Origin of the sequence: Geodermatophilus obscurus DSM 43160, from assembly GCF_000025345.1 — a bacterium.
Taxonomy (GTDB): domain Bacteria; phylum Actinomycetota; class Actinomycetes; order Mycobacteriales; family Geodermatophilaceae; genus Geodermatophilus; species Geodermatophilus obscurus.
This window is the reverse complement of record NC_013757.1, coordinates 3,665,828-3,687,292: the sequence shown is the minus strand read 5'-3', so window position 1 is coordinate 3,687,292 and position 21,465 is coordinate 3,665,828. Positions and strand designations below refer to the sequence as shown.

Sequence of the window (21,465 nt, the reverse complement as noted above, 5' to 3'; positions counted from 1 at the left end):
GGTGCGGACGGGAAGGGGTGACATGGCCGGGCTGCGGGGGAGGTCTCCCGCTGGTCGTGTCCTGCTCCGCCGCCGTTCGCCGCACCCCGCGCACCAGGCCACGCGTCCCACACCCACGACACCCCGCCGGCGCGGGCACGTCCGTGCTCCCCGGTCAGCAGCAACGGAACCCATGGAGGAACAGCAGGGATGAGCGTCGACTCGGGCAGCGCCAGCATGGCGGCCCGGCTGGGCATCAAGCCGGGCATGGTCGTGCAGGAGCTCGGCTGGGACGAGGACGCCGACGAGGACCTGCGGGACTCCATCGTCGAGGTGTCCGGCAGCGAGATGGTCGACGAGGACACCGATGAGGTGGCCGACGTCGTGCTCCTGTGGTGGCGGGAGGACGACGGCGACCTCTTCGACGCGCTGACCGACGCGATCACGTCGCTGGCCGACGACGGCGTCGTGTGGCTGCTGGTGCCCAAGTCCGGCCGGCCGGGGCACGTCGAGCCCGGTGACGTCACCGAGGTGGCGCCCACCGCGGGCCTGTCGCAGACCAGCAGCGTCTCCGCGGCCAAGGACTGGTCCGGCATCCGCCTGGTCACCCCCAAGGCCGCTCGCAGCCGCCGCTGAGGCACCCGGCCCCACCCCGGACCGGCTCCGGGCGGGTGCGGCACGATCGGCGCATGAGCCTCTCCGTCGGGGACGTCGCGCCCGAGTTCAGCCTGCCCGACCAGGACCGCCAGGTCGTGTCGCTGACCGGCCTGCGCGGGACGCCGGTCCTCCTGGTCTTCTACCCCTTCGCCTTCTCCCGCATCTGCACCGGGGAGCTGTGCCAGCTGCGCGACGAGCTGGCGACCTACACCGACGCGGGCGTGCGGGTGCTCGCGCTCAGCACCGACCCGGCCCCCGCCCTCAAGGCCTGGCGCGAGCAGGAGGGCTTCGACTTCGCGCTGCTGTCGGACTTCTGGCCGCACGGCGCCGTCGCGCAGGCCTACGGCGTCTTCAACGACAAGGCTGGCATGGCCGTCCGCGGCACCTTCCTGGTCGACGCCGAGGGCCGCATCGCCTTCACCGAGGTCAACGGCCCCGGCGACGCCCGCGAGCAGTCGGGGTGGAAGGACGCCGTGGCCCAGCTCGCCGCCTGAATGAGGCCCCTGCCCCGGCACGGCCCCTGCTCCCCGCCGCGCGTGGCGGGGCAGGGGAGTCCTTCCTCTACCCTGGGCGCGCGGGGCGCGTAGCTCAGCGGGAGAGCTCTCGCCTTACAAGCGAGCGGTCGCCGGTTCGATCCCGGCCGCGCCCACCCTGCATCTTTGACCTGCACGTTTGCCAGCGGAGCGTAGCGCGCTGGCGGTTGACGGTGCCCAGTGACGACGTAACAGTGCGCGCCATGGGACAGGAATGGACGGCGCTGCGACGCGACTTCGCCACCACCCTGCGAGCGGAGAACAAGTCGCCTAACACGGTGCGGCTGTACACCGGAGCCGTCGACAAGCTCTCGGCCTGGTGCATAGAAACCGGTGGACCTGCGTCCCCGCTGGCGGTGACGCGCGGAGACCTCACCCGCTTCATGGCCGACATGCAGACGGAGTGGAAGCCGGGCACGTGCAGCCTGGTGTACCGAGCGCTGCAGCAGTTCTTCGGGTGGATGGTGCGTGAGGAAGAGATCGAGAAGTCCCCGATGGAGGGGATGCGTCCGCCGCACACGCCCGAGGTGCCCGTGCCGGTGCTGACGGACCTGCAGCTGCGTGAACTGCTTGCAACGTGCAACGGTAGGAGCTTCACGGACAGGCGTGACCACGCCATGATCCGGCTGTTCGTGGATACCGGATGCCGTCGGGCAGAGATCGCCGAGCTGGCGGTGGACAGCGTGGACCTGGCGAACCAGACCATCCAGGTGCTCGGCAAGGGACGCCGGATCCGGGTGGTCCCGTTCGGCTCCAGGACGGCGCAGGCGCTCGGTAGGTACCTCCGGATGCGGGACAAGGACCCGTGGGCTCACACGGGGCATCTGTGGCTGTCCGAGAAGGGCCGTGGACCGCTGTCACCGGGTGGGATCGTGCAGATGCTGGAGCGCAGAGGGCGCTCGGTCGGCATCACGAACCTGCACGCCCACCAGTTTCGTCACACCGCCGCGCACAGGTGGGGAGCCAACGGTGGATCCGAGACCGACCTCATGCGTCTCATGGGATGGCGGTCGGTACAGATGCTTCGCCGGTACGCCGCCAGCACTGCCGATGAGAGAGCGAGGGACGCGCACCGTCGAATGGCGTTGGGCGATGCGCTCTGAGCGCCTCTAGGAGCTTTGCGAAGAACTCGGCAAGGTGATTGGACTAGGCACCTTGTCCCCGCCCGGCAGAGACAGGCTCAGGGTGATCCTGAGCGGCGAGATGTCGTGGGGGCATCTTCCGAAAAGCGTGCATGGGCGCGCGGGCAGGGCATCCGAGGTGGGCGCGCGAAATTTTTCAGATTCTCAGGACACCTCTAATGGGGAGGCCCTCTTGAGTCCGGCGATACGGACCTCGATGTTGAGGTGGACGAGGACGTCGACGGCGACTGGGCATGGTCCTGCCATCACTGGCTGTCATAGTCGGGTCCCCCAATGCACCGGTTGCTCAGCCGAACGCGCCGACGAAGGTTCCCGCCACGACGAGAGCCAGTCCAAGCAGCTCCTGCCGTACTCGGCCAGTGGCTACGTCGATTAGCTTCCCCTCCAGGTCGGTGCGCCCCTCGCGGGACTCCTTGCCAACGGCCATCACCTGCGCGCACAGGTTTGCTCTCAGCTCAACATCCGCCGCGCGTCGCTCGTCCACCTGCTCGTCTACAGAGACCTAAGTGCGGGGGTTACAGGACGGCCCGAAGTCGAGTCCGGGTAGTGGTCAGGAAGCCTGGCCAGCAGCGTGGCAGGGCCGGATGCTTCCGGGGCTCCCCGCAGGGCCCGTAACTCCCACGGTGAGGTCTCCGTAGTACCGCGACCGGTAACCTTCGCCCTGAAGGCGGCCTGTGGGACACCGCATTGCTCCGGACGGCAGACGATGCGCGCACGGTGGCCGAGCGTCGCGCCCCGGCCGCCCGCTGGGGTGCGGCGCTCGGAGGACGCCGACGCCGCACCTCTGCCTCATTTGCCTGACGTCAGGCGTTCGCCGTGGCGTCGTCGCGGGCCAGCGATGACGACAGCTCCCGGTGGGCATCCACCTGGGCGAGCAGATCCTTCGCTTTCTGCTCGACGCCCGCGACGGCGTCCGCGCCGGCGACCCAGCGCACCGGGGGCTCGTCCTGGTCGGCCAGCTGGACCAGCGCCTCCGCGAGCTTGGCCGGGTCCCCACCCTGCTGGCCGTTCATGCTCTTCCACGCCGTGACGGTCTGCCGAGTGCGCTCGGCGTAGTCCTCGATCGAGGGCTCGGCGTAGCTCGTCGACTCGGGGGTGAGCAGGTCGGTGCGGAAGAACCCGGGCTCGACGACCATCGTGCGGATGCCGAACGGAGCCACCTCCGGCGAGAGCGACTCCATCCACCCTTCGAGGGCGAACTTCGACGCGGCGTAGGCGGAGGTGAACTCCTGCCCGATCAGGCCGGCGGAGGAGCTCATGGTCACCACGACTCCGGAGCGCTGGGCGCGCATGACTGGCAGTACGGCGCGGGTGACGTTCAGCGGACCGAACAGGTTGGTCTCCACCTGCGCCCGGAAGTCCTCCGGACTGATCTCCTCGAAGAAGCCGGCGTAGAAGTTGCCCGCGTTGTTCACCAGCACGTCGACCCGCCCGAACCGGTCGACGGCGGCCTGCACGGCGGCGTGGGCGCTGGCCGGGTCGGTGACGTCCAGGGTGACCGTCAGCAGGTCGGCGTGCGGGCCGATCGCGGCGCTGACCCGCTCGGGGTTGCGGCCGGTGGCCACGACCGCGTGCCCGGCCGCCAGGGCCGCCTGTGCGATGTCCACACCCATGCCCCGGCCGGCACCGGTGACCAGCCAGACCTTTTTCTCACTCGTGTTGTCAGCCATGTTCCGTTCGTCCTCCATCGCAGATTCGCGCCCCGCGTCAGGTGCTGGTCGCGTGGTGCCCACGCCCCGGCCAGCGGCGGCGAACACCATGCAAGCGGGTGCCGGGAGGCCGGAGAAGTTACTGCCGGGAGGTGTACTGACAGGGCACCCCTCGTCTGAGGAGACCGACCTAGCCTCGGGTCTGTGGACAACCGCGACGAGGTCAAGGCCTTCCTCAGTACCCGGCGGGCCAAGCTGACCCCTGAGCAGGCCGGGCTGGCCCACTACAGCCGCAACCGGCGCGTGCCGGGCCTGCGCCGCAGCGAGGTTGCTGACCTGGCCGGCGTGAGCGTCGAGTACTACGCCCAACTCGAGCGGGGCGATCTCAGCGGCGTCTCCGAGAGCGTGCTCGACGCTCTCGCCCGCGCACTACAGCTGGATGAGGCGGAGCGGGTGCATCTGGCCGACCTCGCCCGCGCCGCCGGCCCCGTCGGCCGCGCCCGGCGCACGCACCCCGTCCAGCAGGTCCGGCCCAGCGTGGCGCGCATCCTCGCCGGAATGACCGAGGTCCCGGCCATCGTGAACAGCGGGACCCTCGATCTGCTCGCCGCGAATCCGCTGGGAAAGGCGCTGTTCGCCCCCGTGTTCGCCGGTTCGGCCCGACCGGTCAACCACGCCCGGTTCTGCTTCCTCGATCCCCGCGCCCACGACTTCTGGATCGACTGGGAACGAGCGGCCGACGACGCCGTGGCCACGCTGCGCCTGCAGGCTGGTCGCGACCCCTACGACAAGGGGCTGACCGACCTCGTCGGGGAACTGTCGACCCGCAGCGACGCCTTCCGGGTCCGCTGGGCCGCCCACGACGTCCGCCTGCACCGCACCGGGGTCAAGTCCTTCCATCACCCCGTCGTCGGTGACCTGCACCTGTTCTACGAGGTCATGGAGCTACCCGCCGACCCCGGCCTGTCGCTGATCGCCTTCAGCGCCGAAGCAGGTTCACCCGCCGACGACTCGCTGAGGTTCCTCGCCAGTTGGGCGGCCACCCACGACCCGGCCGACGCGCTGACGCCCCCGAAGCAGGCGTGAGCCGGTAGCCCCTACCGGCCCGACCTGACACGCCTCGCGCTTCGACTCACCGAGGAAGCATGCGACGTCCCGTTGCACTCGCCGCAGCCGGCATCAACCCACGGGCGGCTGACGGTCGAGCCGCCCGTCAGCGGGCTCGCGGTGTCCCATAGTGGGCCGCTCAGGGCGAAGATTGCCGGTCGCGGTACTAGCTCGGTGCTGAGGTAACCGGGAGGCGTATGTGGTAACTAGCGTAATACCGATCTTGAACCACACGCCTCGCCCGCTCTGCGCCCTTGACGGACTCCCCGCAGACCTGCGCCAGCACCTAGGGGAGGACGCCCGAGGTGAAAAACGAAGGGGGACGAAGGAGGCCCGAGGGCTCCCGAGTTACGTTGCTTCCTCGGGTCAAGAGCGCGCCAGCGGCGCGCTCGCACTACGCTCCTCCGAGGCGCGAATGATCATCGGGGGAACTATGGCAGACACAACACAGTTTGACCACGACCGCATTAGCCACCTTCTTGCGGACCGCTTGCTGGAGGTCCCGGCGTTTCAGCGGAGCTATTCGTGGGATGAGGGCAATGTTGCAGATTTCCTCTCGGATCTAGCGACTGCTCGCCAGAAACAGACCGGCTACTTCCTCGGAACGGTCGTCTTCGCCAATGCGACCGACAGTCACCGCCAGCAAATCGTTGACGGCCAGCAAAGGCTTGCGACCACCGCGATTCTCCTGGTTGCCATCCGCGACGCCCTCCGCGATTTTAAAAAGGACAAGTCCGCAACGCACATCGATGAGACCTATCTTCGCGGATACGACCTGGACGCGGAGGAGCTCGTCGAGCGGATCGTGCTAAACCCGGCCGATCAGCCAGCGTATGACCTACTACTAGCGCGAGCGCCACTGCCGGCCGAGGGCACGTCTTCGATTGCGGACGCATACCGGCAGGCGAGCCGCTACCTTCGAGAGCTCGCGCCGGCAGAAGATGACTACAGGCGGCTCATCGAGATTACTACCCAGTTGGACGAGGACGTCCAGGTGCTCGTCGCGGTCGCATCCGATCTGCCAGAAGCGTACGTGATCTTCGAGACGCTCAACGATCGGGGCGCGGACCTCACAACTGCCGACCTGCTCAAAAACTATCTGTTCAGTCAGGCGAAACACAACTTCGCCCTCGTGCAGGCTACATGGACGAAGATTAGCGGCGACTTCGATAAAGCGGAGGATTTCGTCAAGTTCCTTCGCTATGACTACATGTCCCGGAACGGGCACGTGACGACCAGAGCATTGTACAAGGCGCTGCAGGAAGACATCGGCACTGGGCCGTCGAAGGCAAAAAAATACGTCCAGCAACTCGACGCGGCCCGAGCCACATACCTCGCACTTAAGGACGTCGACAACACGCTGTGGGAGTCCCTGGACTTTGACATGCGCGAGTCGGTGCTTGCCATGCGCCGGTTTGGCTTGGAAAGCAGCTACCCATTGATCATGGCGACCTTCGCCACCTGGGCGGACGACAAAGACAAAGCTGCTAGATTTTTTACCAAGGTGACCAACTGGTCAATCCGCGCCCTATTTGCTGGGCGTCTGGGAGGCAGCGTTGCGGAGAAGGCGTTCAGCCGAGCAGCCCAGCTCGTCAGCAACAAGACCGCGAAGAACCAAGAGGAGGTGCGAGCCGCCCTTTCGACGCTGATTGTTGGCGACCGAGAGTTTACGGACAATTTTCGCGCCTTTGGTAACGTTCCGCTCACAAGGGCGAAGTACCTGCTCGCCATGCTGGAGCGCGCACACCGCGTCAAGCTCAGCATGCCCCTCGACGGGATGCCCGATTGGAGTAGCAGGACGGTGACCCTAGAGCACTTGATGCCTCGAGCGGAGGCCAAGAACGACGCAGTCAAGGCCACTTACGTCGAGACGCTGGGCAACATGGCACTTCTGGAAAAGGGGCTCAATAAGAATCTTGAGGATAAGCCGTTCGCCGAAAAGACAGTCACTTATGGCACATCGGCGTTTCAGGTGACGGCCGCACTGAAAGAGCAACAGACGTGGACGAAGGCAGACGTGGATAAGCGCGCTCGAGAGCTAGCCAGTTTGGCACCTCTCGCCTGGCCGCTGTAGGAGCGCCCCGAGCTCCGACATTAGCCGCACGGCCGTGCGGTTCTCTTACTGTAAGAGGCTCATCGCAGTTGAGGGTGTAGAGCGGCGGCGAGGAGCCGGCAGCGGAGCCGGGCTGAACTGCTCGCACTCAGATCTGTCTGACCTGCGCTCGGTCCCCGACGAGCCCGTGATCGTCGTAGCGTTCGTGGTGATGAGTACCACCTCCGCCTCGCAGAACCTCGACCACGTCACTGCCGTCGCGACCCGCTACATCGAGCAGCACCTCGGGGAAGATCCGCTGCAGTGGAGCGAGGTGATCGACCACCTCAAGGCGGGCGGCTACACCAATGAGGCCACCTTGGCGGTCACGCGCGCCGTCTTGGACCTCGAACGCACCGACGTGATGTTCTACGCCCTCGAGGGCATGCGCCGCCCCCGCCCCGGCGACGCCGCACCCGCACCCCTCCATGAGGTCGCGGCCGCCGTCCTGGCTCTGCAGTGGCCGTGCACCCGCAACGACCGACCGGGCGGCAGCCGGTCCATCTGGGAGGCGTTCGAGGAGCTCGGCGGCCGTTACCGGCACTGCGACGTCTACGACGCCATGCACGAGCGGCTGAAAGGTCACGAGCTCAAGAGCGGCCGCGTCTACTGGCAGCGGACGGACCTGCCGTCACGCTTCGACACAGCCGGCCGCTTCGCCCAGCGGGCCGAAGCCGTCGCCGTGCAACCGCCGGCCTCACCCGCCCGCCAGCAGCTCGAAGCGGACCTCGTCGCCGCGTATGTCGCGACACTCCCGCACCGCTACCTCCGCGAGCACCCCATTGGTGAACTGCGAGCCGACGTGTACGAGCCGACGGTCCGGCGCATCGTGGAGGCGAAAGCCGCCGCCGATGTCGTCACGGTCGCTCACGCGTGGGCTCAGGCAGCCGCCTACCGGTACGCAGCGAACACCTCCGCCCTCGACGACCGGACCACCGTCGAGTCCATCGCGGTCCTGCTCCCGGCCGCACCCACCGGGACCGCCCGCAGCTTCCTCGAGCATGTCGCCGCAGACTGCTTCGAGGTCGAGCTCATCTACCCCCACGGCGAGACGTTCCGGCACGAGCAACTCACCTGACCTGAGCGCCGACGACGGTCAGGTCAGCTGCGCGAGCAGCTCCCTGACGACGGGGACCGCATACGGACATGGGCCCGAAGTAAGGCCACCATGACCACCTTGATCGCAGCACTCGGCTCCGGTGTTTCAGCAACGCTGACCGAGCTCCGCCGGCCAGGACGCAGCCCCCCTCAGCGGGGCCGCCGACGTGCTGGCCCACGTCGACCGCCCCGGCACCAGCAAACGGCCTCACCGAAGCCCTCAACGGACGCCAGGAACACCTCCGCAGCTGCGCCCACGGGTTCTGCAACCTCACCAACTACATCGCCAGATCCCTACTCGAGATCGAGGGATTCCGCCCCCGACAACACCCTCGTCTGCGATGAGCCCGCTACTAAAAGGATCGTTGGTAGGCTGACTCGAGTATCACCCCGGATACGCCACTTGTGGCCCCTCACCTGGGCTTTCGCGATATCTCTGGTTCGCCCGGGCGTACCGGTACCATTTCGGCGTCAACTTGCGATCAATCCTATTGGTAACAACGAGGTTTTCTCACCAGGAATCCGTGCCCGTTGAAGGCTGCGATCGACGCCGCTGGCCAGGCCTGCAGCGAGTCGTCAGGGACTTCCAGCGCCGCCCCTCGGAACAGGCTCCCGCCAAGCCGCACTCGGCGCTCGGCCGACTCACGACGCTGACCTGCAGGAATGCCTCTCTTGCCCCGTCCGTGGACGGCGAATCCTGGTGAGAAAACCTCTGATAGTTCACCTATAGGGTGCAGAGAACACGCCGGGCCACCGAACTACCCCCCAGAACTATCAGCTAAAGCGGGACACAGATGGGGCGTGCTGATCGCTCACCACGGTCGATACGGTGCCCCCGTCGCGCCACAGCCGCAATTCAGACCGTTCTGGCCGATCACCGCCAGTACCGCCTGTACGGCCAAGTCGGCGTTAGGTCCGGGGCCGACGCTAACGTGCATAATCGCACGTTCTCCCGGGTCCGCATATTTGAATCTCAGATAAGGAACCAAGAAGCTGCGACCGGGCCGAAACTCAAGCCTTTCGTTCTTGTAATAGAGGGGAGGGCTGATTAGACGCCACTCGTTTTCAGCCGCGAAGGCCTCGTGTTTTACGAGTGGAGCAATTGGCAAGATTTTTTGCGATAGGTCCATTACCGCCGAGGTTGCACCCGCCTCGTCATGGGTCCAGCCCCCTCCGATGTAGCGCGTGAACGTCTCGCGGATGATCGACACGAGGGTACTCACGCTGCGACTGCCGTAGAGGCACTTTTCAAGTGTCCAACCTTCACTCACCGCATGGGCTCTTAGCACCTCGGGATCGAAGACGACGCCATATCCGTCCCCAGGTTGGGTATAACCGCGCCACTGACTCAGATCGTCCCAATTCTCGCTGAGCGACGCCACGAATACACCGGCCGGTCGACCCCGAGTGATCGGCCCGAGGTTGGAAAGAATGGCATCCCGGAGTCGTGGGGCCTCATGGCTCAGCTCCCGCAATACCGTGATGCGCTCAAGCAGAGACTTTGCATCGTCGTACACAGATTGGTATTCCGTGTGATCATTTAAGTAGAGGATGTGTGTGGCCCAGATTTCGCGTGCCTGGACTATCCCGAGCAATCCCTGACCGCTCGTGTAGTGACAGAGTCCCCGTGGCAGGTCAGTCATGGAATGCAGCATGGCACTGCCGGGATGGCTTTGGGCAGCGTCCCGCCGAGCCAGCGTCCTAAGGAAGTGTCGTCTTTGCCGGTGTGGGTGCCGCCGGAGACCAGCACGTTGAGCCTGGCGGCGACGGCGGCCTCGAGGAACCGCGCGGCCCGGTCCTCCCGGTCCTCGATCACGTAGACCGGCGGGGTCACGTCGGCCGCTGCCCCTTCGCCGCGTGCTCACGCGTCCGCTGGTCAGCCAGGCGGCGTCGGATCTGGCGCTTGGCGGGGGTGTAGACCGCCAGGATCTTCCTAGCCGCGATCTTCTCGTGCAGACGCTCCAGCGCCGTTTCGCACTCGCCGGGCCCGGTCACGCCGTCATCTCCCTGCCCGCCGCCTCGGCGGCCTCGTGCAGCCGCCGGAGGATCCGGCGCGGCTCGGTACTGGTGAATGGCTCGGCGGCGGGGTCGCGGCCCCACATGGTGGCCAGGCGGGTCAGCTCATCGGCCCGCCGCCATCAGGACGTCCGTACGGGGTAGGTCCACCGCCCGTCCGACGAACACCACGTGTCCCCCGGTATCGGCGCGTCTGGCAGGTTGAGCGCCCACCCGTCGGCGTGCTAGTGGTGGCGGCCGTTGACGTGGATCCACCGGCGCTGGACGCCGGTCACGGTCACCCCCAGCGCGGCCGACAGCTCCGCCAGCGCGGTCACAGCGCCAGCCCGGTCCGCAGCGCCAGCTCCGCCGACACCCGCTCCCCAACCGCCCGAGCGTCCTCCTGCGGCATGCCCAGCGTCTGGTGCAGGTACCGGAGCCACCCGGCGCGGTGTCTGGCCGTCCATGAGCCGCTGAGCGGCGTGGCGGTGGCACATCAGCCGCCAGCGGGCGGCGTGCGGGTCCCACCGCTCCATCGTCACTTCCAAGGTCGGGTCACCCACGGGGAGCCGTCCCGATGACAGTCACGCGGTGCTGCTCCGGCTCGTCCCGCACGACGAAGGTCCACCCCGCCAGGTGCGGCAGGCCGGCGAGTTGATCGGCGAGGACGTGGGCGTGCGCCAACGCGGCTGCCGGCGAGTCGTGCTCGTGGTGGCGGGCCCACCACAGCGCTTGGCGTCCTCGGGTCCCGACCAGGGTCCCTGTGGGGTTCTCGATCACGGTCTGACGGTCCTTCCACTAGTGGCTCGATCTTGATCAGGGGGTGGGCCGAAACGGACAGACACCCCCTGGGGTCTCTTGATCTATGGGGGGGATGGGGGGACAGTCTGTCCTTTTCGGCACACCCCCCCTGACCCGGGTTTGTCCTTTTCGGCCCACCCCTCAATTCGGCCACTGAGCTGGGATGATGCGCCGAGCGTGCGCGGTGTGCAGGTTGTCGGCGAGTTGCCAATCGCGTGGAACGCTGAGCACCGTCTCGGCCCCGTCGTCCTCGTGCGCGTCCAGGCTCGGGCAGCGGGCCAGGTGCAGCGCGCGAAGGTCCTCCAGCACCCGGCGCACCACCCGTCGGTCGACGCCCCCGGTGGCCGCGCTGACGCCCTTCACGCTGTGCTGCTCGCCGCCGGTGGTGAGCACGCTCAGCACCTTGGCCCGGGTCCTGGGGATGGTGTCGACCGCGACCCGGTAGACGAACGCGGTCGCCTCCGCCTCGGTCAGCTCCAGCGCGAGCAGCGCACGGGCGAGGTTCAGTAGCTGCTGCCGCAGTCGATACGGGTCCTCGACCTCCGGCTCGGCGATGATGTCCCGACGCCCGTAGCCGTCTCGTGGGACCTTGCCGCGCCCGACGGCGAGCAGCGACGCTGCCGCGTCCACGGCGTGGGTCAGCTCGGCGGAGAGCGTCACCCCGGCCAGTCGGGCGCGCGCCGCCGTGACGGCGCGGGTCATCAGTTCCTGAGCTTCCGCCCGCAGCTCGGCCCGCCCGGTCGCCGGCCGGTCCCAACTCGACCGCCGCAGGTGCTCGGGCACCCCGCGAGCCCGGAAGTACGTGAAGCGCTCGCCGAGTTGCCCACCGAACGACGCGTAGTTGTCTATCGAGTCGGTGACGGCGGCGAGCACGGTGAGCCGTCCGGTCCACTCCAGCTTGACCGGCGCGCCGCCGTGCTCCCGGGTGTATTTGCCGTCGAAGAGGACCCTGAGCGCGTTGAAGACTCCACTCGCCTCAGCGCCGCTGCTCCGGCTGTCGGTCTGCAGCAGCGTCGACAGGTCGCGGATGGTCAGCAGGCCGGCCACCGGGTTGCTGCCGATCCGGACCAGGGCCCCGGTGGGCCGGCCCTTCTGCACACTCCCCTGCCACGACAGCAGGCCGGCGACGGTGATCTCGTCCACGGTGTCCGTGGCGATCCGGTCGAGAGTCCGGATGGCCTCGGTCTTGCCGCCCGAGGACGGGCCGACCACGTCACCCCAGACCGGTTCGAAGCCGGTCTCGGCCGCTGCCACGGCGATGGCGGCGGCGAACACGAATTGACCCGCGTCGCCGTCGATCCAGCCCTGGACGTGGTCCAGCACGGCCTGCAGCGCCGTGGACTCCCCCGCCGTCGCCGTGTGCGCCTCCGTGGGGGCCTCGGGACGCTCGTGCGGGCGGTGAGACCTCAGCTCGCGCTGTAGCGCCGCCTCGGTCTTGGTGGCGGCCTTGGCGCGTCCCCACGAGAGCGCGTCGGACACCTCGCCCGGCGCGACCTTGCGCGGCTCCCCGCCTATCCCCTGCTCGCACAGCTCGGTGAAGCGGCTCGACAGGTTCGCCACGCCCTCGCGATACGCGGCCTCGGTCAGACAGCCGTTGCGGTGCATCACGGCCAGCCTGGTGGCCTTGCTGACTAGTGCGGGGTGCCGGCCGGCACTGTTGGCGCGCGGGGTGTCCGTCCGCCAGCCGGCGACCGCCGACAGCGCCCACGTGCACGTCGTGCGGGCCCACGCCCACGACCCCGGCTCGGACCGGATCACGCCCGGCGCGTCACGGTCTTCGGGTCGCTCCAGCACGCCGTAGGCGTCCAGGACGTCGACCAGCTCCGCGACCCCCAGGGGGGAGCCGCCGGGAAACCGAACGCCGGTCGGCACCGGAGCGCCGGGGACCTTCCGGTTCACCGACCCCGGCAGCCGGAGCACGCGCGCCTGGTCGAACACGCTGTCGACGTGTCCCCGGTGCTCTTCAGTGACCGTCTCGGCGACGTGGGCCACCAGGCGGCCGAACCGACGCATGAGCGCGCGGGCGTCCGACCGGTGCTTGTCGTCGGCGGTCAGGTTCGTGCGCTCGTCGGTGGGGTCGATCGACCAGACCGGCTGCAGCCCGTGCCCGGAGGAGATCACCGCCACCGGCTCGTGTCCGAGCAGGGCGGAGACGACGTCGATCACTTCCCACGCCGCCGCCATCGACGGGAGCCCGCCCGGCTTCACATCGAGATCGGCGTACGCGGCGGCGAACCGCGTCACGTGCTCGGCGGTGCCGCGCCCTCCGTAGCCCTCAGGGACGGCCAGCGGGTTGATCGACCACCAGAGGTCCGACGTGTCGACCCACCGGGACGCCTCGTCCCATATCGCGTCGGCGGTGGCCGGGACGTGCTGGTGCGTGAATATGCCTCGCTCGCCACCCTGTGCGTCCTGGTGGCAGACGGCGACGACCTCGTCCGGTTCGTACGTCAGTGCTTCTACAAGGTTGCTCAAGCTAGACCGGGCGCGACCTTGGGTTGGGTCATTGCTCGGTGGGGCCTCGTCGGTGTCAACGGCGAGGCCCCCCGCAGTGTTCGGGGGACTGTTCTCCTGCGCGGTCACTGGGCACGCTCCGGCCGCAGCACCGCAGCCGCCCGCGCCAACACGGTGCGGTCGGTGATCGTCTCGGGCAGGTCCTGCGCCGTCCTGCTGGCGGCCACCCAGGCGGCCAGCTGCTCGGCGGTCACAGGACAACCCCCGCGTCCTCAGCCCGGCGGGCGCGCTCCAGGGTGCAGCGGTTGCACCGACACCGCTCCGACGACCGTCGGGGGACCAGGGATCCCGCGTCGAACAGCTCTTCGACGCTCCGGCCGGTCAGCGCCACCAGCGCCGCGCGCTGTCCGGTGGTCGCCCGGGTCCCGCCGTACAGGATGTTGCGCAGCGTGTAGTACGGCGTCCCGGTCCTCTGGGCCGCCTGCCGGACGGTGAGGTCCATCTCCCGCAGGATCTGCAGCGCCGGCTGCTTACGGAAGGACAGCGGAGTCTGCGTGCGGTACCGGCTTGCCAACGAACTACCTCCGCGAGGGAGGCACCCAGGACAGGAAGCCAGACCACGGAGCCGGGTGCGGCTCTCCGTGCTGGGTTCCTGATTCCTGCCGACAAATGTAGACGACCCCTGGCACAAGCGCCAGGGGTCGCTTCACACAATCAGGTGAACAAAGGTCAGCGGATCCAGAACAGTCCCACTCGCTCGTGCGAGAAACGCGCTCCCCGATGCGGAGCGGGCAGTACGTGCACCCTCTCGATGAAAAGCTTCAGGAAAGTGCGCCTCTGCAGCAGAGTGGCCTCCGGCCACCATTCCCGAAGCGTTTTGGTGTTGCGGGGAATGTCCTCGGGCCGGCTGTTCCGCTCGATGGCGGCCAGCTCGCGCCGGGCACCGGCGGCGACGCCCTCGTGCCAAGCCTTCACCCGCAGGTACGCGGCTCGACTGACCTCGCCCTCCAGGAACCTCTCCGTCGCGCCCGCCAGCTTCGTCTCCGCCTCGGCGAGCACGGCCAGCAGGTTGGTCCGGCGGGCGGTGGCGTCGTCGTCCAGGTCCGCGCGTAGCACCGTGTCCGGCGCGCCGCCGTCCACCGCCGCCAGGACGGCGTCGAAGACGAGCGCCTCCAGCGGCTCGGCCACGCACCGGACGCCGCCACACGGCCGTGAGCCGTCCGCGCGGTCCTTGGCGACACCACACACGTACGACCGGACCTTGTCCGCCCGTGGGCGGCCTCTCAGCGGCCCGCCGCACCGACCGCAGACGGTCGTCCCCCGGCGAGGGAGTACTCGCGCGGGGGTCGACCCTCCTGGCCTCGGGACGTACTCCGAGGTGGTCAGAACCACCTCCCAGGTGACCCGGTCCAGGATCTCGGGCCACGCGGCGTCACCGATCACCTCGCCATGATGGATTCGCAGCCCGGCGACGCTCGGCGCGGTGATAATCCGGCGCAGGCTCTTCCCCCGCCAGCGGCGGCCGGTCACCGTGGTCACCCCGTCGGCGTTCCACTCTTGCGCGATGCTCTCGGTCGACGCCCCTTCGATGATCCGGCGCGGCGTTGCACAGCAGCGCCGCCTCCGCCTCCTTGATCACCAGGACGTGCCCGGAGTAGGAGGCTTTCCGGTCGCCCGGCCGGTGCTCGACGGAGTACCCGAACGGGCGGAACCCGCTGCCCCACCGACCATCCAGGGCGATGTCCTCCTGCCGACGCTTCCGCCGCTCGCGCATCTTCCGGATCTCCTCCGCCGAGACACTGGCCCGGATGCGGGCCACCATGACGCCCTCGCTGGTGACTTCGCCCTCGCCGGTCAGCAGGTGCTGCGCGCCGACGTCCTCGCAGACGCGCAGCAGCAGCTCCAGCTCGTACAGCTCGCGCACCGGCCAGTTCTCGCCATGCACGCCTGGGTCCGGCAGCACACCGGCGCAGAGCGCCCGCACATCCTCGAGTGGCGCGCTCGCGGCTGGTGCCCCCCGAGTCACCTCGCTGATATGTACCCGCCGAACGCGGGACATGGGGTCGACGCACGCCCCGCCCGCCGCACGACGGCGTCCCTGCCGCCAATCCTTGCAGCAGCCCCCAGCGTCACAGCTCGACCAGCGCCTCCCGCCGCTCCACGCGGAGACCCTCCAGCCGGTCGAGGCGGCGCTGCTCAGCGGCGTGCCGCTGCGTCAGCCGCACGCCCAGCACCGTAAAGCCGCCTGCCACGATCGCCGTCAGGAGGCCCTCACGATGCCGAGCCACCACGACGCTCCCTCGTTGCCCACGGTTGATGACCCTACGAGTGCGTGCTGTACGGGCAGGGGCGTGCGGAGTTGCGGGGCGCGTCGCAGCTTCGAGGCCGACCGTGCGCGCATAGCGTGCTGACGTGATTCGGTACCAAACGCCCGTAAAGATTCTCCGCTCCGACGGGGAAGACGAGACGACGACGACCGAGGCCAAGGCCTTCATCGGCGACCAGATGTACTTCCCGATCACCACTGACGTAGAGGAGGGAGACCTGGTCGAGTACCAGCTGCCTAACGGCAAAATCCGGACCGTGCAGCTAACCAAGGTCGCCCACAACCAGAGTCCCTTCGGTGGTTCGCGCAACCTCGACCACATCGCCGCCGACTTTTCGGTAGCCGTGGCACCCCGCCCGGTGACCCAGGCTCAGGTTGAGCTGCCGGGCCTTCATCCGGCGCTGCCCAAGGACGTAATTGATCTGTACGCGGCCGGGACCTACCGGCAGGCGGTCCTGGAGGCCTTCCAGGCCGTGGAGACTCGTGTTCAGACCCTGACCGGACGGCAGGACTCAGGTACGCCGCTGATGGGCGCAGTGTTCAGCGCCCCGCTGCTGGACATCAGCCGCGTACAGGGACGCAGTGCTCAGGATGAGCAAGAAGGCTTTAAGTTCCTGTTCATGGGCTCCATGCTCGGAATCCGCAACCCGCGCGGACATGGGTCAGCCGTGCAGGACAGCCCTGACGAGGCATTGGAGTACCTGGCCCTAGCCAGCCTCTTGATGCGGCGTCTCGACCTGGCCGAGAAGCGCCAGCAGTCACCTGAAACGCCGTGACGGCGCTAGATCGCGGAGTGCACGGGATCCCTGTCCCGCGTCGTCCCCCTCTAGCGGGCGGGTCGTAGGCGGGGCAGGCGGTCCCCCCGCTGACTGTGGGCCGCGCCCGGTGCCAGGATCGGCACCGCCTCCACGGGTGCTTCCCGTGGGTGGTGGTGGATGCGCCGGGGTGGTTCCCGGCGCACCGGGCGCGCGCCGGAGCCCGGCGGGGGGCCACGGCCTGCCCGCCGGGTGCCTTTAAGATCCGCAGGTCAGCGGCGAGCCCGGCGCGGTGACGCGACCGCCAGTACGAGCGCACGGACGCCTCCAGCGCCTCGACGGCGGGGGTGCCGTTCGCGTCCTCCACGTGCCGCGCCCAGGACGCGCGGAGGTGGGGCGGGACGCGCTGCCCCAGTAGGGCTGGGTCACTGCCCGGCCACCTGGCGGGCGTAGGACGCGGCGGTGGCGTCCCCGACGCGGCCGGTGTAGTCGCGGGCGGCCTCGGGCACATCGACGGGCGGGCCGTTTGGGGTGGTGGGCAGAGAGTGGGGGAGGTGGGCACGGCGTCCTCCGGTGGTGGTGGTCCCGGCTGGTGAGGCCGGGGAGGCCGGGGAGGCCGGGGAGCGGAGCTTGTACCGGAGGGGCTACCTGGGCCACTCGTTGGGCGAAGTTTGCGTACCTTCCACGGCATGACCAGCACGGAAGCCGGGAACAGCAACAGGGCCGCCGCGCTCACCGTCACCCCCGGCCATACCGCCGTCGTGCGGGTCCTGGCCGCTGCCGCGCCCACGTGGGTCAAGCCGGCCACGGTAAAGCGCCTAGACCGGACTGCCAGACCGCACCGCCCGCCGCTACCTGCGGCGGCTACGCGAGAGCGGCATCGTAGAACAGCAGGGCGGGACCAACCGCAGCGAATACCGACTGGCCAACACGGACCGCTCTCGGACCTTTGCAGCCTTCGCCGCGCTGCTCTACTCGGATGACCACTAGATGCCTCGGGTCATCCCCCGGCGCGCATCACACTGACCGGCTGCCGAGACTGTGCCGTTGCCGTACATGGCGAAGCCGCGACCTCACCCTGTTCTTCCTGCCCGTGCACAGGCGGTAGCACTGGCAGGAAGGTCTCGGCTTCATCACCGACCGGGATCCGCTATGGCGTTTCGGCCCGTCACCGCATGTTCTTCCGCCCGGCTCAGGTCTCCGAGCTCCCTGTAAATTTCAGCCAAGGCTTGATGCACTCTGCCCCAGTTCTCGTGTCGGGGGCCCAGGACCCGCTCGTAGATTCGAAGGGCAGCCTCGAAGTTGGCCCGAGCGCCCTCAAGCTCACCCTGCTCACGCAGCAGGACAGCCATGCTGCTCCTGACAGCGGCAACTTCGCGCGACTCTGGACCGAGCGCCCGTTCGAAGACGCCTAGTGCAACCCGAAGGTGATCCATGGAACCGGTTGAGTCGTCACTTTCACGCAGCACTGCAGCGAGATTAACATGCGCCTTACCCGTTTCCGGGTCATCAGGGCCCATGGTCCGCTCTCGGATGCCAAGAACCATATGCAGTTGATCGAGTGAGGCCGCACGCTCACCAAGCGCCCGCAGCACTAGGGCTAGATCCTCCCGACGTCTCGCCGTTTCCGACGCCTCGGGACCGTACGCCTCCTCTGCGACGTGCAGGGCCCGAACTAGGTGCCGGCGAGCCTCCTCATAGTCCCCTTGGGCGAACAACACAACTCCGAGGTTCCCCCAAGGGCTCTCAGCCCCCGCATTGCCTGGAGCTGACAACCGGGTTGCGAGGTCGGCTGCGCGCCGAAGAAGTGGGAGCGCCCGCGTGGTATCTCCGCGTGTGTGAAGGTAAGACCCCGCCCAGGACAAGAGCCGGGTCGCCTCTTCCAGACCCACACTTTCGCGTGACGCGTATTCGCTAGCCCCTACGGCATTCGGTATGAGTTGCCCAACAAGCGACCAGTCCTTGGGGCGGCTCGCATCGATTCGAAGACATGCATCCATCAAGCGCACGCTCGCCTGCGCCCAGCGCCGCCGGTCCCGCCCACTCAACTGTCTGCGTGCTATCGCGGCGACCATCGGGTGCACGAGCAATCCGTTGCCACGCGCGGTTATCAACCCGACGCTCTGAAGGTGCTCAACCGCAGCAACATAGGATGAAGGATCGGCAAGGCCGCGCCTAAGCGCCGAAGGCAGCGATCTGCGGTTCTCCACGACGAGCCCAGTAGGCAGAGGTGAAGCATCTAAGAAGGAACAAAGCATTAGCAGAGCATGGGCTACCGGCACCTCTTGCTTCAGCATCCGAAGGCTGTTGCCGACCGCTAGTTCTAACGATCGCTCCGCGCCGCTTACAGCGTCAGCATCAGCCTTTTCGAGCTGGAATATAAAGCTGTCCACACTCATACGGGTGTGCGTCAGCTGGGCTGCGGCGAGCTTCAACGACAGGGGGTGGCCCCCTAGGTGCGCCGTGAGCCGCTCAAAATCCGCCCGGGATATGCCCGAGGGTAGTGCCTCGCTCTCAAGAAGTTTGGCCGCGCCTTCATGATTGAGCGGCTCCAGATCGACGGCCGTTACACCGCCAGTCAAGGATTGGGTGCGCGTCGTGATAATGACGTCACCTTCAATCGGCTCCGGGAGCAGGTCCGTAAGCGTACGAGGATCCTTCAGGTCATCTGCAATAAGCAGCCAGCCCCTATTGGCCGCGAGCCAAGCGCGAGCTCGTTTAGCCCTCTGCTCCAGAGTTGAGGATTGTGTGCGCGAAGGACCGGCCGCTGGCCCCTCTGTTGCTAGCTTCCCCAAGTCTTCCATCAGGCTGGCCTGAGACTCGCCTCGAAGCCACCAAACAACCTCGTAGTTCCAACGTCGCGAGTAAGCGTACTCGACGGCGAGCCGAGTTTTTCCTATGCCTCCAACGCCCGAGAGAGCCACCATTCGCCTGGGCCGCGTCGCCAGCGCTCGGTCAAGCCTGAGCATGTCGTCGTCCCTTCCGACAAATCGACTGGAGGGCGCTAGCGGCACCGAGAATGACGGGGCATGACTGGGATAGGCTGGTGCTTCATCGTCGATAGAGACCCGTGCCGCACCACGAGTCGAATGCGCGGCCTCTATGCCGTATAGCGCGTCGAGCAAGGCGTCTCGCGCATTAGCCTCATCCAACCCAACTAGGTCGAGGTAACGCAGTCCGGCGAATATCCCGCTGGGGTTGTCGCCAGACACCCGTACCGGCAGGATGGCCCCAAGACCACCCACGCGCAACGCACGTGCCGACAATTCTGCGCGCGAGAACACCGCCAACTCGGGGTCCACATCGGAAAGAACAACTAGGACAACATCTGCCGCCTCAGTCACGCCCCGAAAGCTATCAATGAGGTCGACACCGGGCGTTATATCCCATGGGTCTAAAAATACGGTGTATCCCGCTTCACGTAGCTGCCACGCCAGCCATTCCCCCCACGCCCGGTCCGCTAGGGTGTAGCTGACAAAGCAATCGAAGCGTGCAGCCTGCCCCTGAGAGGTCACCTTAGATCACCAACGCTGCTGGAATTCTGAGTGTTGCCGGAGAGGTCACTGGCGCACCTAGGCGTTGGAAAAACCTTTCGACGTGGACGTGGCTCCCCTTGTAGGTCACCACATTGATTCCTTTGTCGGCCCAGAGCCGCTTAGCGCGGAGCGCTGGCATTGATGCGGCTGGAGCTAAGAGCCAGTGTCGCTTACTGCGACCATCGAAGAGAGCCCCCCGCGTTAACAAGCCCTCCAAATTCGGATCCCCCGCGCCGTAACCAACGAATAGTATCGATGATGCGCCGATCAAGGTCTCAACAACGCGACTAAAGGCACCGTTGGTGTGGATGGCCCGCTCGTAGGATCGATTACCCAGCACGAGAAGCCCAGGGCGGGAAACGTCGCCGTGCATCTTCAGGATGAATGGCTGTCGACTTCTCCAGGAGTCCAGCACATTGTCCAGGGTGTCCTCGTAGTACTTCGGCAGCACTTTCCGCTGAGTCCGGACATACGCGGTCTCAAGCAGATCATCATAATTCGTCGTTATGAAGGCTCGAAATCCAGCCCGTGCGGCACGCCGATGAGCAAGGCTTGTCTCCGCCGAGTCGTAGAGCAATACTTCGGCCAAACAGCGTTGTAGCGCTCCCACGGAGACCGGCTTGACTGCGTCCTCAATCTCCTGGGCCGCCTCGGGTAGGAATCCCAACGCGAGCAGTTCTCGAATCTCATCTCCGTGAGATGAAGCAATGAGCCCCTCAGTCTCACACCATGCAAGCATCTGCTCAATACATGGACGCCACAGCGGCGGCCGCTGGCCATCTTGATTTCGGGCCTGAGCGGAAAGACCGGCACCGGCGAAAAGGATTAGGTCATGCCGGTCCCGGACCGCGCGTAGTTGCTCGTAGACCCACGGGTCACCCACGTCGTGAAGATAGGGGGCCGCCACCAAGTCGATCAGCCGGCGTAACCTGATAGGGCCGCAACAGCGGGGCAGCACGTGTAGACGGTGCCAGACGTCGCTCGTAGGCTGTCAGGCGATCGCCGGAACAAGCGGATCCGCACTGGACTCCCCACCTGGTGACGTGCGCTGGTCGTCGAAGCGTACTCGTCGGAGCTGCAGCAGCCTGCCCCTACCGTGTCAGCTGACTGGAGCGCCTAGCCGGTAGCGCATGGCCAGCAGCACCCCCGCTCGAAGGGCCGGGGAGCCGCTGGCCTTCGCGACGCGGACGGAACGACAGAGTTGTTGCCACCCCGTCCGCCTACCGACCTTCGACGGTGCTGCTCGTAGCCTCGCTGTCCGTGGAGGGCCGCTTCGCTTTTGGCTACCTGCGCCGGTACGTGGTTCTACTGGACGACGGCCAGATACGAGCCAGCCGCCAG

The 21,465-nt window shown here is 67.3% G+C and carries 20 protein-coding genes, 1 tRNA gene and 1 pseudogene; 9 read left to right on the top strand and 13 right to left on the bottom strand.

Annotated features, from left to right (window positions below; genetic code table 11):
• Positions 1–189 precede the first annotated feature (189 nt).
• The 4 genes from GOBS_RS17130 to GOBS_RS17115 all read left to right on the top strand — a co-directional run bounded on the left by GOBS_RS17130 (position 190) and on the right by GOBS_RS17115 (position 2,272).
• On the top strand, positions 190–615 hold the full coding sequence (locus GOBS_RS17130) for a DUF3052 domain-containing protein (RefSeq protein WP_012949524.1): 426 nt from the start codon (positions 190–192) through the stop codon (positions 613–615).
• 53 nt (positions 616–668) lie between these two features.
• Positions 669–1,130: a peroxiredoxin gene (locus GOBS_RS17125; protein WP_012949523.1), complete on the top strand. Its 462-nt coding sequence runs from the start codon at positions 669–671 to the stop codon at positions 1,128–1,130.
• A gap of 83 nt (positions 1,131–1,213) precedes the next feature.
• Positions 1,214–1,285, top strand: a tRNA-Val gene (locus GOBS_RS17120).
• Positions 1,286–1,372: 87 nt separating this feature from the next.
• Positions 1,373–2,272 carry a tyrosine-type recombinase/integrase gene (locus tag GOBS_RS17115; protein WP_243697526.1) on the top strand — a complete coding sequence of 300 codons (900 nt, stop codon included), beginning with the start codon at positions 1,373–1,375 and terminating at the stop codon, positions 2,270–2,272.
• A gap of 325 nt (positions 2,273–2,597) precedes the next feature.
• Here the strand turns inward: GOBS_RS17115 and GOBS_RS17110 are convergent, their stop codons facing one another.
• Complete coding sequence (locus GOBS_RS17110; protein WP_041241553.1) at positions 2,598–2,795, bottom strand: hypothetical protein; 198 nt, start codon at positions 2,793–2,795, stop codon at positions 2,598–2,600.
• Between the two features lie 319 nt (positions 2,796–3,114).
• Positions 3,115–3,981: an SDR family oxidoreductase gene (locus GOBS_RS17105; RefSeq protein ID WP_041241552.1), complete on the bottom strand. Its 867-nt coding sequence runs from the start codon at positions 3,979–3,981 to the stop codon at positions 3,115–3,117.
• A 183-nt stretch (positions 3,982–4,164) separates the two neighbouring features.
• On the opposite strand from GOBS_RS17105, the gene GOBS_RS17100 reads away from it, so the two are divergent.
• The 4 genes and pseudogenes from GOBS_RS17100 to GOBS_RS28925 form a co-directional block, all read left to right on the top strand.
• Positions 4,165–5,046, top strand: coding sequence for a helix-turn-helix domain-containing protein (locus GOBS_RS17100; protein ID WP_012949519.1), 882 nt, complete (start codon positions 4,165–4,167; stop codon positions 5,044–5,046).
• A gap of 436 nt (positions 5,047–5,482) precedes the next feature.
• Positions 5,483–7,141, top strand: a complete 1,659-nt coding sequence (locus GOBS_RS17095) for a DUF262 domain-containing protein (protein ID WP_012949518.1) — start codon at positions 5,483–5,485, stop codon at positions 7,139–7,141.
• Between the two features lie 34 nt (positions 7,142–7,175).
• The gene (locus tag GOBS_RS17090) at positions 7,176–8,237 is read left to right on the top strand and encodes a hypothetical protein (protein WP_166487440.1); all 1,062 of its coding nucleotides are present in this window, start codon (positions 7,176–7,178) and stop codon (positions 8,235–8,237) included.
• 90 nt (positions 8,238–8,327) lie between these two features.
• Positions 8,328–8,602, top strand: a pseudogene (locus GOBS_RS28925) (transposase); the annotation flags it as partial.
• Positions 8,603–9,069: 467 nt separating this feature from the next.
• Here GOBS_RS28925 and GOBS_RS26475 read toward each other — a convergent pair.
• From GOBS_RS26475 to GOBS_RS26860, 9 genes are all read right to left on the bottom strand, one after another.
• Positions 9,070–9,900, bottom strand: coding sequence for a DUF2971 domain-containing protein (locus tag GOBS_RS26475; protein WP_012949516.1), 831 nt, complete (start codon positions 9,898–9,900; stop codon positions 9,070–9,072).
• Positions 9,897–10,091 carry a hypothetical protein gene (locus tag GOBS_RS17085; protein ID WP_041241550.1) on the bottom strand — a complete coding sequence of 65 codons (195 nt, stop codon included), beginning with the start codon at positions 10,089–10,091 and terminating at the stop codon, positions 9,897–9,899. Before GOBS_RS17085 ends, GOBS_RS26475 begins: the two co-directional genes overlap by 4 nt.
• Entirely contained in the window at positions 10,088–10,252 is a 165-nt protein-coding gene (locus GOBS_RS27640; protein WP_166487439.1) for a hypothetical protein, read from the bottom strand. The genes GOBS_RS17085 and GOBS_RS27640 overlap by 4 nt, the downstream gene beginning before the upstream one ends.
• A gap of 555 nt (positions 10,253–10,807) precedes the next feature.
• On the bottom strand, positions 10,808–11,032 hold the full coding sequence (locus GOBS_RS17080; RefSeq protein ID WP_012949514.1) for a hypothetical protein: 225 nt from the start codon (positions 11,030–11,032) through the stop codon (positions 10,808–10,810).
• Between the two features lie 162 nt (positions 11,033–11,194).
• Positions 11,195–13,528: a hypothetical protein gene (locus GOBS_RS17075; RefSeq protein ID WP_041241549.1), complete on the bottom strand. Its 2,334-nt coding sequence runs from the start codon at positions 13,526–13,528 to the stop codon at positions 11,195–11,197.
• A 104-nt stretch (positions 13,529–13,632) separates the two neighbouring features.
• A complete protein-coding gene (locus GOBS_RS29380) occupies positions 13,633–13,761 on the bottom strand; it encodes a hypothetical protein (protein ID WP_012949512.1) in 129 nt (42 codons plus the stop codon).
• A complete protein-coding gene (locus GOBS_RS17070) occupies positions 13,758–14,081 on the bottom strand; it encodes a hypothetical protein (RefSeq protein WP_012949511.1) in 324 nt (107 codons plus the stop codon). The genes GOBS_RS29380 and GOBS_RS17070 overlap by 4 nt, the downstream gene beginning before the upstream one ends.
• Before the next feature lie 155 nt (positions 14,082–14,236).
• Complete coding sequence (locus GOBS_RS28920; protein WP_085949936.1) at positions 14,237–15,046, bottom strand: recombinase zinc beta ribbon domain-containing protein; 810 nt, start codon at positions 15,044–15,046, stop codon at positions 14,237–14,239.
• The gene (locus tag GOBS_RS26860) at positions 14,940–15,431 is read right to left on the bottom strand and encodes a hypothetical protein (protein WP_166487437.1); all 492 of its coding nucleotides are present in this window, start codon (positions 15,429–15,431) and stop codon (positions 14,940–14,942) included. Before GOBS_RS26860 ends, GOBS_RS28920 begins: the two co-directional genes overlap by 107 nt.
• A gap of 488 nt (positions 15,432–15,919) precedes the next feature.
• Here GOBS_RS26860 and GOBS_RS25605 point away from each other — a divergent pair, with 488 nt between their 5' ends.
• A complete protein-coding gene (locus GOBS_RS25605; protein ID WP_012949509.1) occupies positions 15,920–16,609 on the top strand; it encodes a TIGR02391 family protein in 690 nt (229 codons plus the stop codon).
• 1,112 nt (positions 16,610–17,721) lie between these two features.
• On the opposite strand, the gene GOBS_RS26465 is transcribed toward GOBS_RS25605, so the two are convergent.
• Complete coding sequence (locus GOBS_RS26465; protein ID WP_012949507.1) at positions 17,722–20,103, bottom strand: tetratricopeptide repeat protein; 2,382 nt, start codon at positions 20,101–20,103, stop codon at positions 17,722–17,724.
• Between the two features lies 1 nt (position 20,104).
• Entirely contained in the window at positions 20,105–21,007 is a 903-nt protein-coding gene (locus GOBS_RS26460) for an SIR2 family NAD-dependent protein deacylase (RefSeq protein ID WP_166487436.1), read from the bottom strand.
• Positions 21,008–21,465 lie beyond the last annotated feature (458 nt).

Excerpts from the sequence above, each read along its gene's own strand:
- GOBS_RS17130 (WP_012949524.1), top strand. The coding sequence starts at position 190 with ATGAGCGTCGACTCGGGCAGCGCCAGCATGGCGGCCCGGCTGGGCATC.
- GOBS_RS17125 (WP_012949523.1), top strand. The coding sequence starts at position 669 with ATGAGCCTCTCCGTCGGGGACGTCGCGCCCGAGTTCAGCCTGCCCGAC.
- GOBS_RS17115 (WP_243697526.1), top strand. The coding sequence starts at position 1,373 with ATGGGACAGGAATGGACGGCGCTGCGACGCGACTTCGCCACCACCCTG.
- GOBS_RS17105 (WP_041241552.1), bottom strand. The coding sequence starts at position 3,981 with ATGGCTGACAACACGAGTGAGAAAAAGGTCTGGCTGGTCACCGGTGCC.
- GOBS_RS17095 (WP_012949518.1), top strand. The coding sequence starts at position 5,483 with ATGATCATCGGGGGAACTATGGCAGACACAACACAGTTTGACCACGAC.
- GOBS_RS26475 (WP_012949516.1), bottom strand. The coding sequence starts at position 9,900 with ATGACTGACCTGCCACGGGGACTCTGTCACTACACGAGCGGTCAGGGA.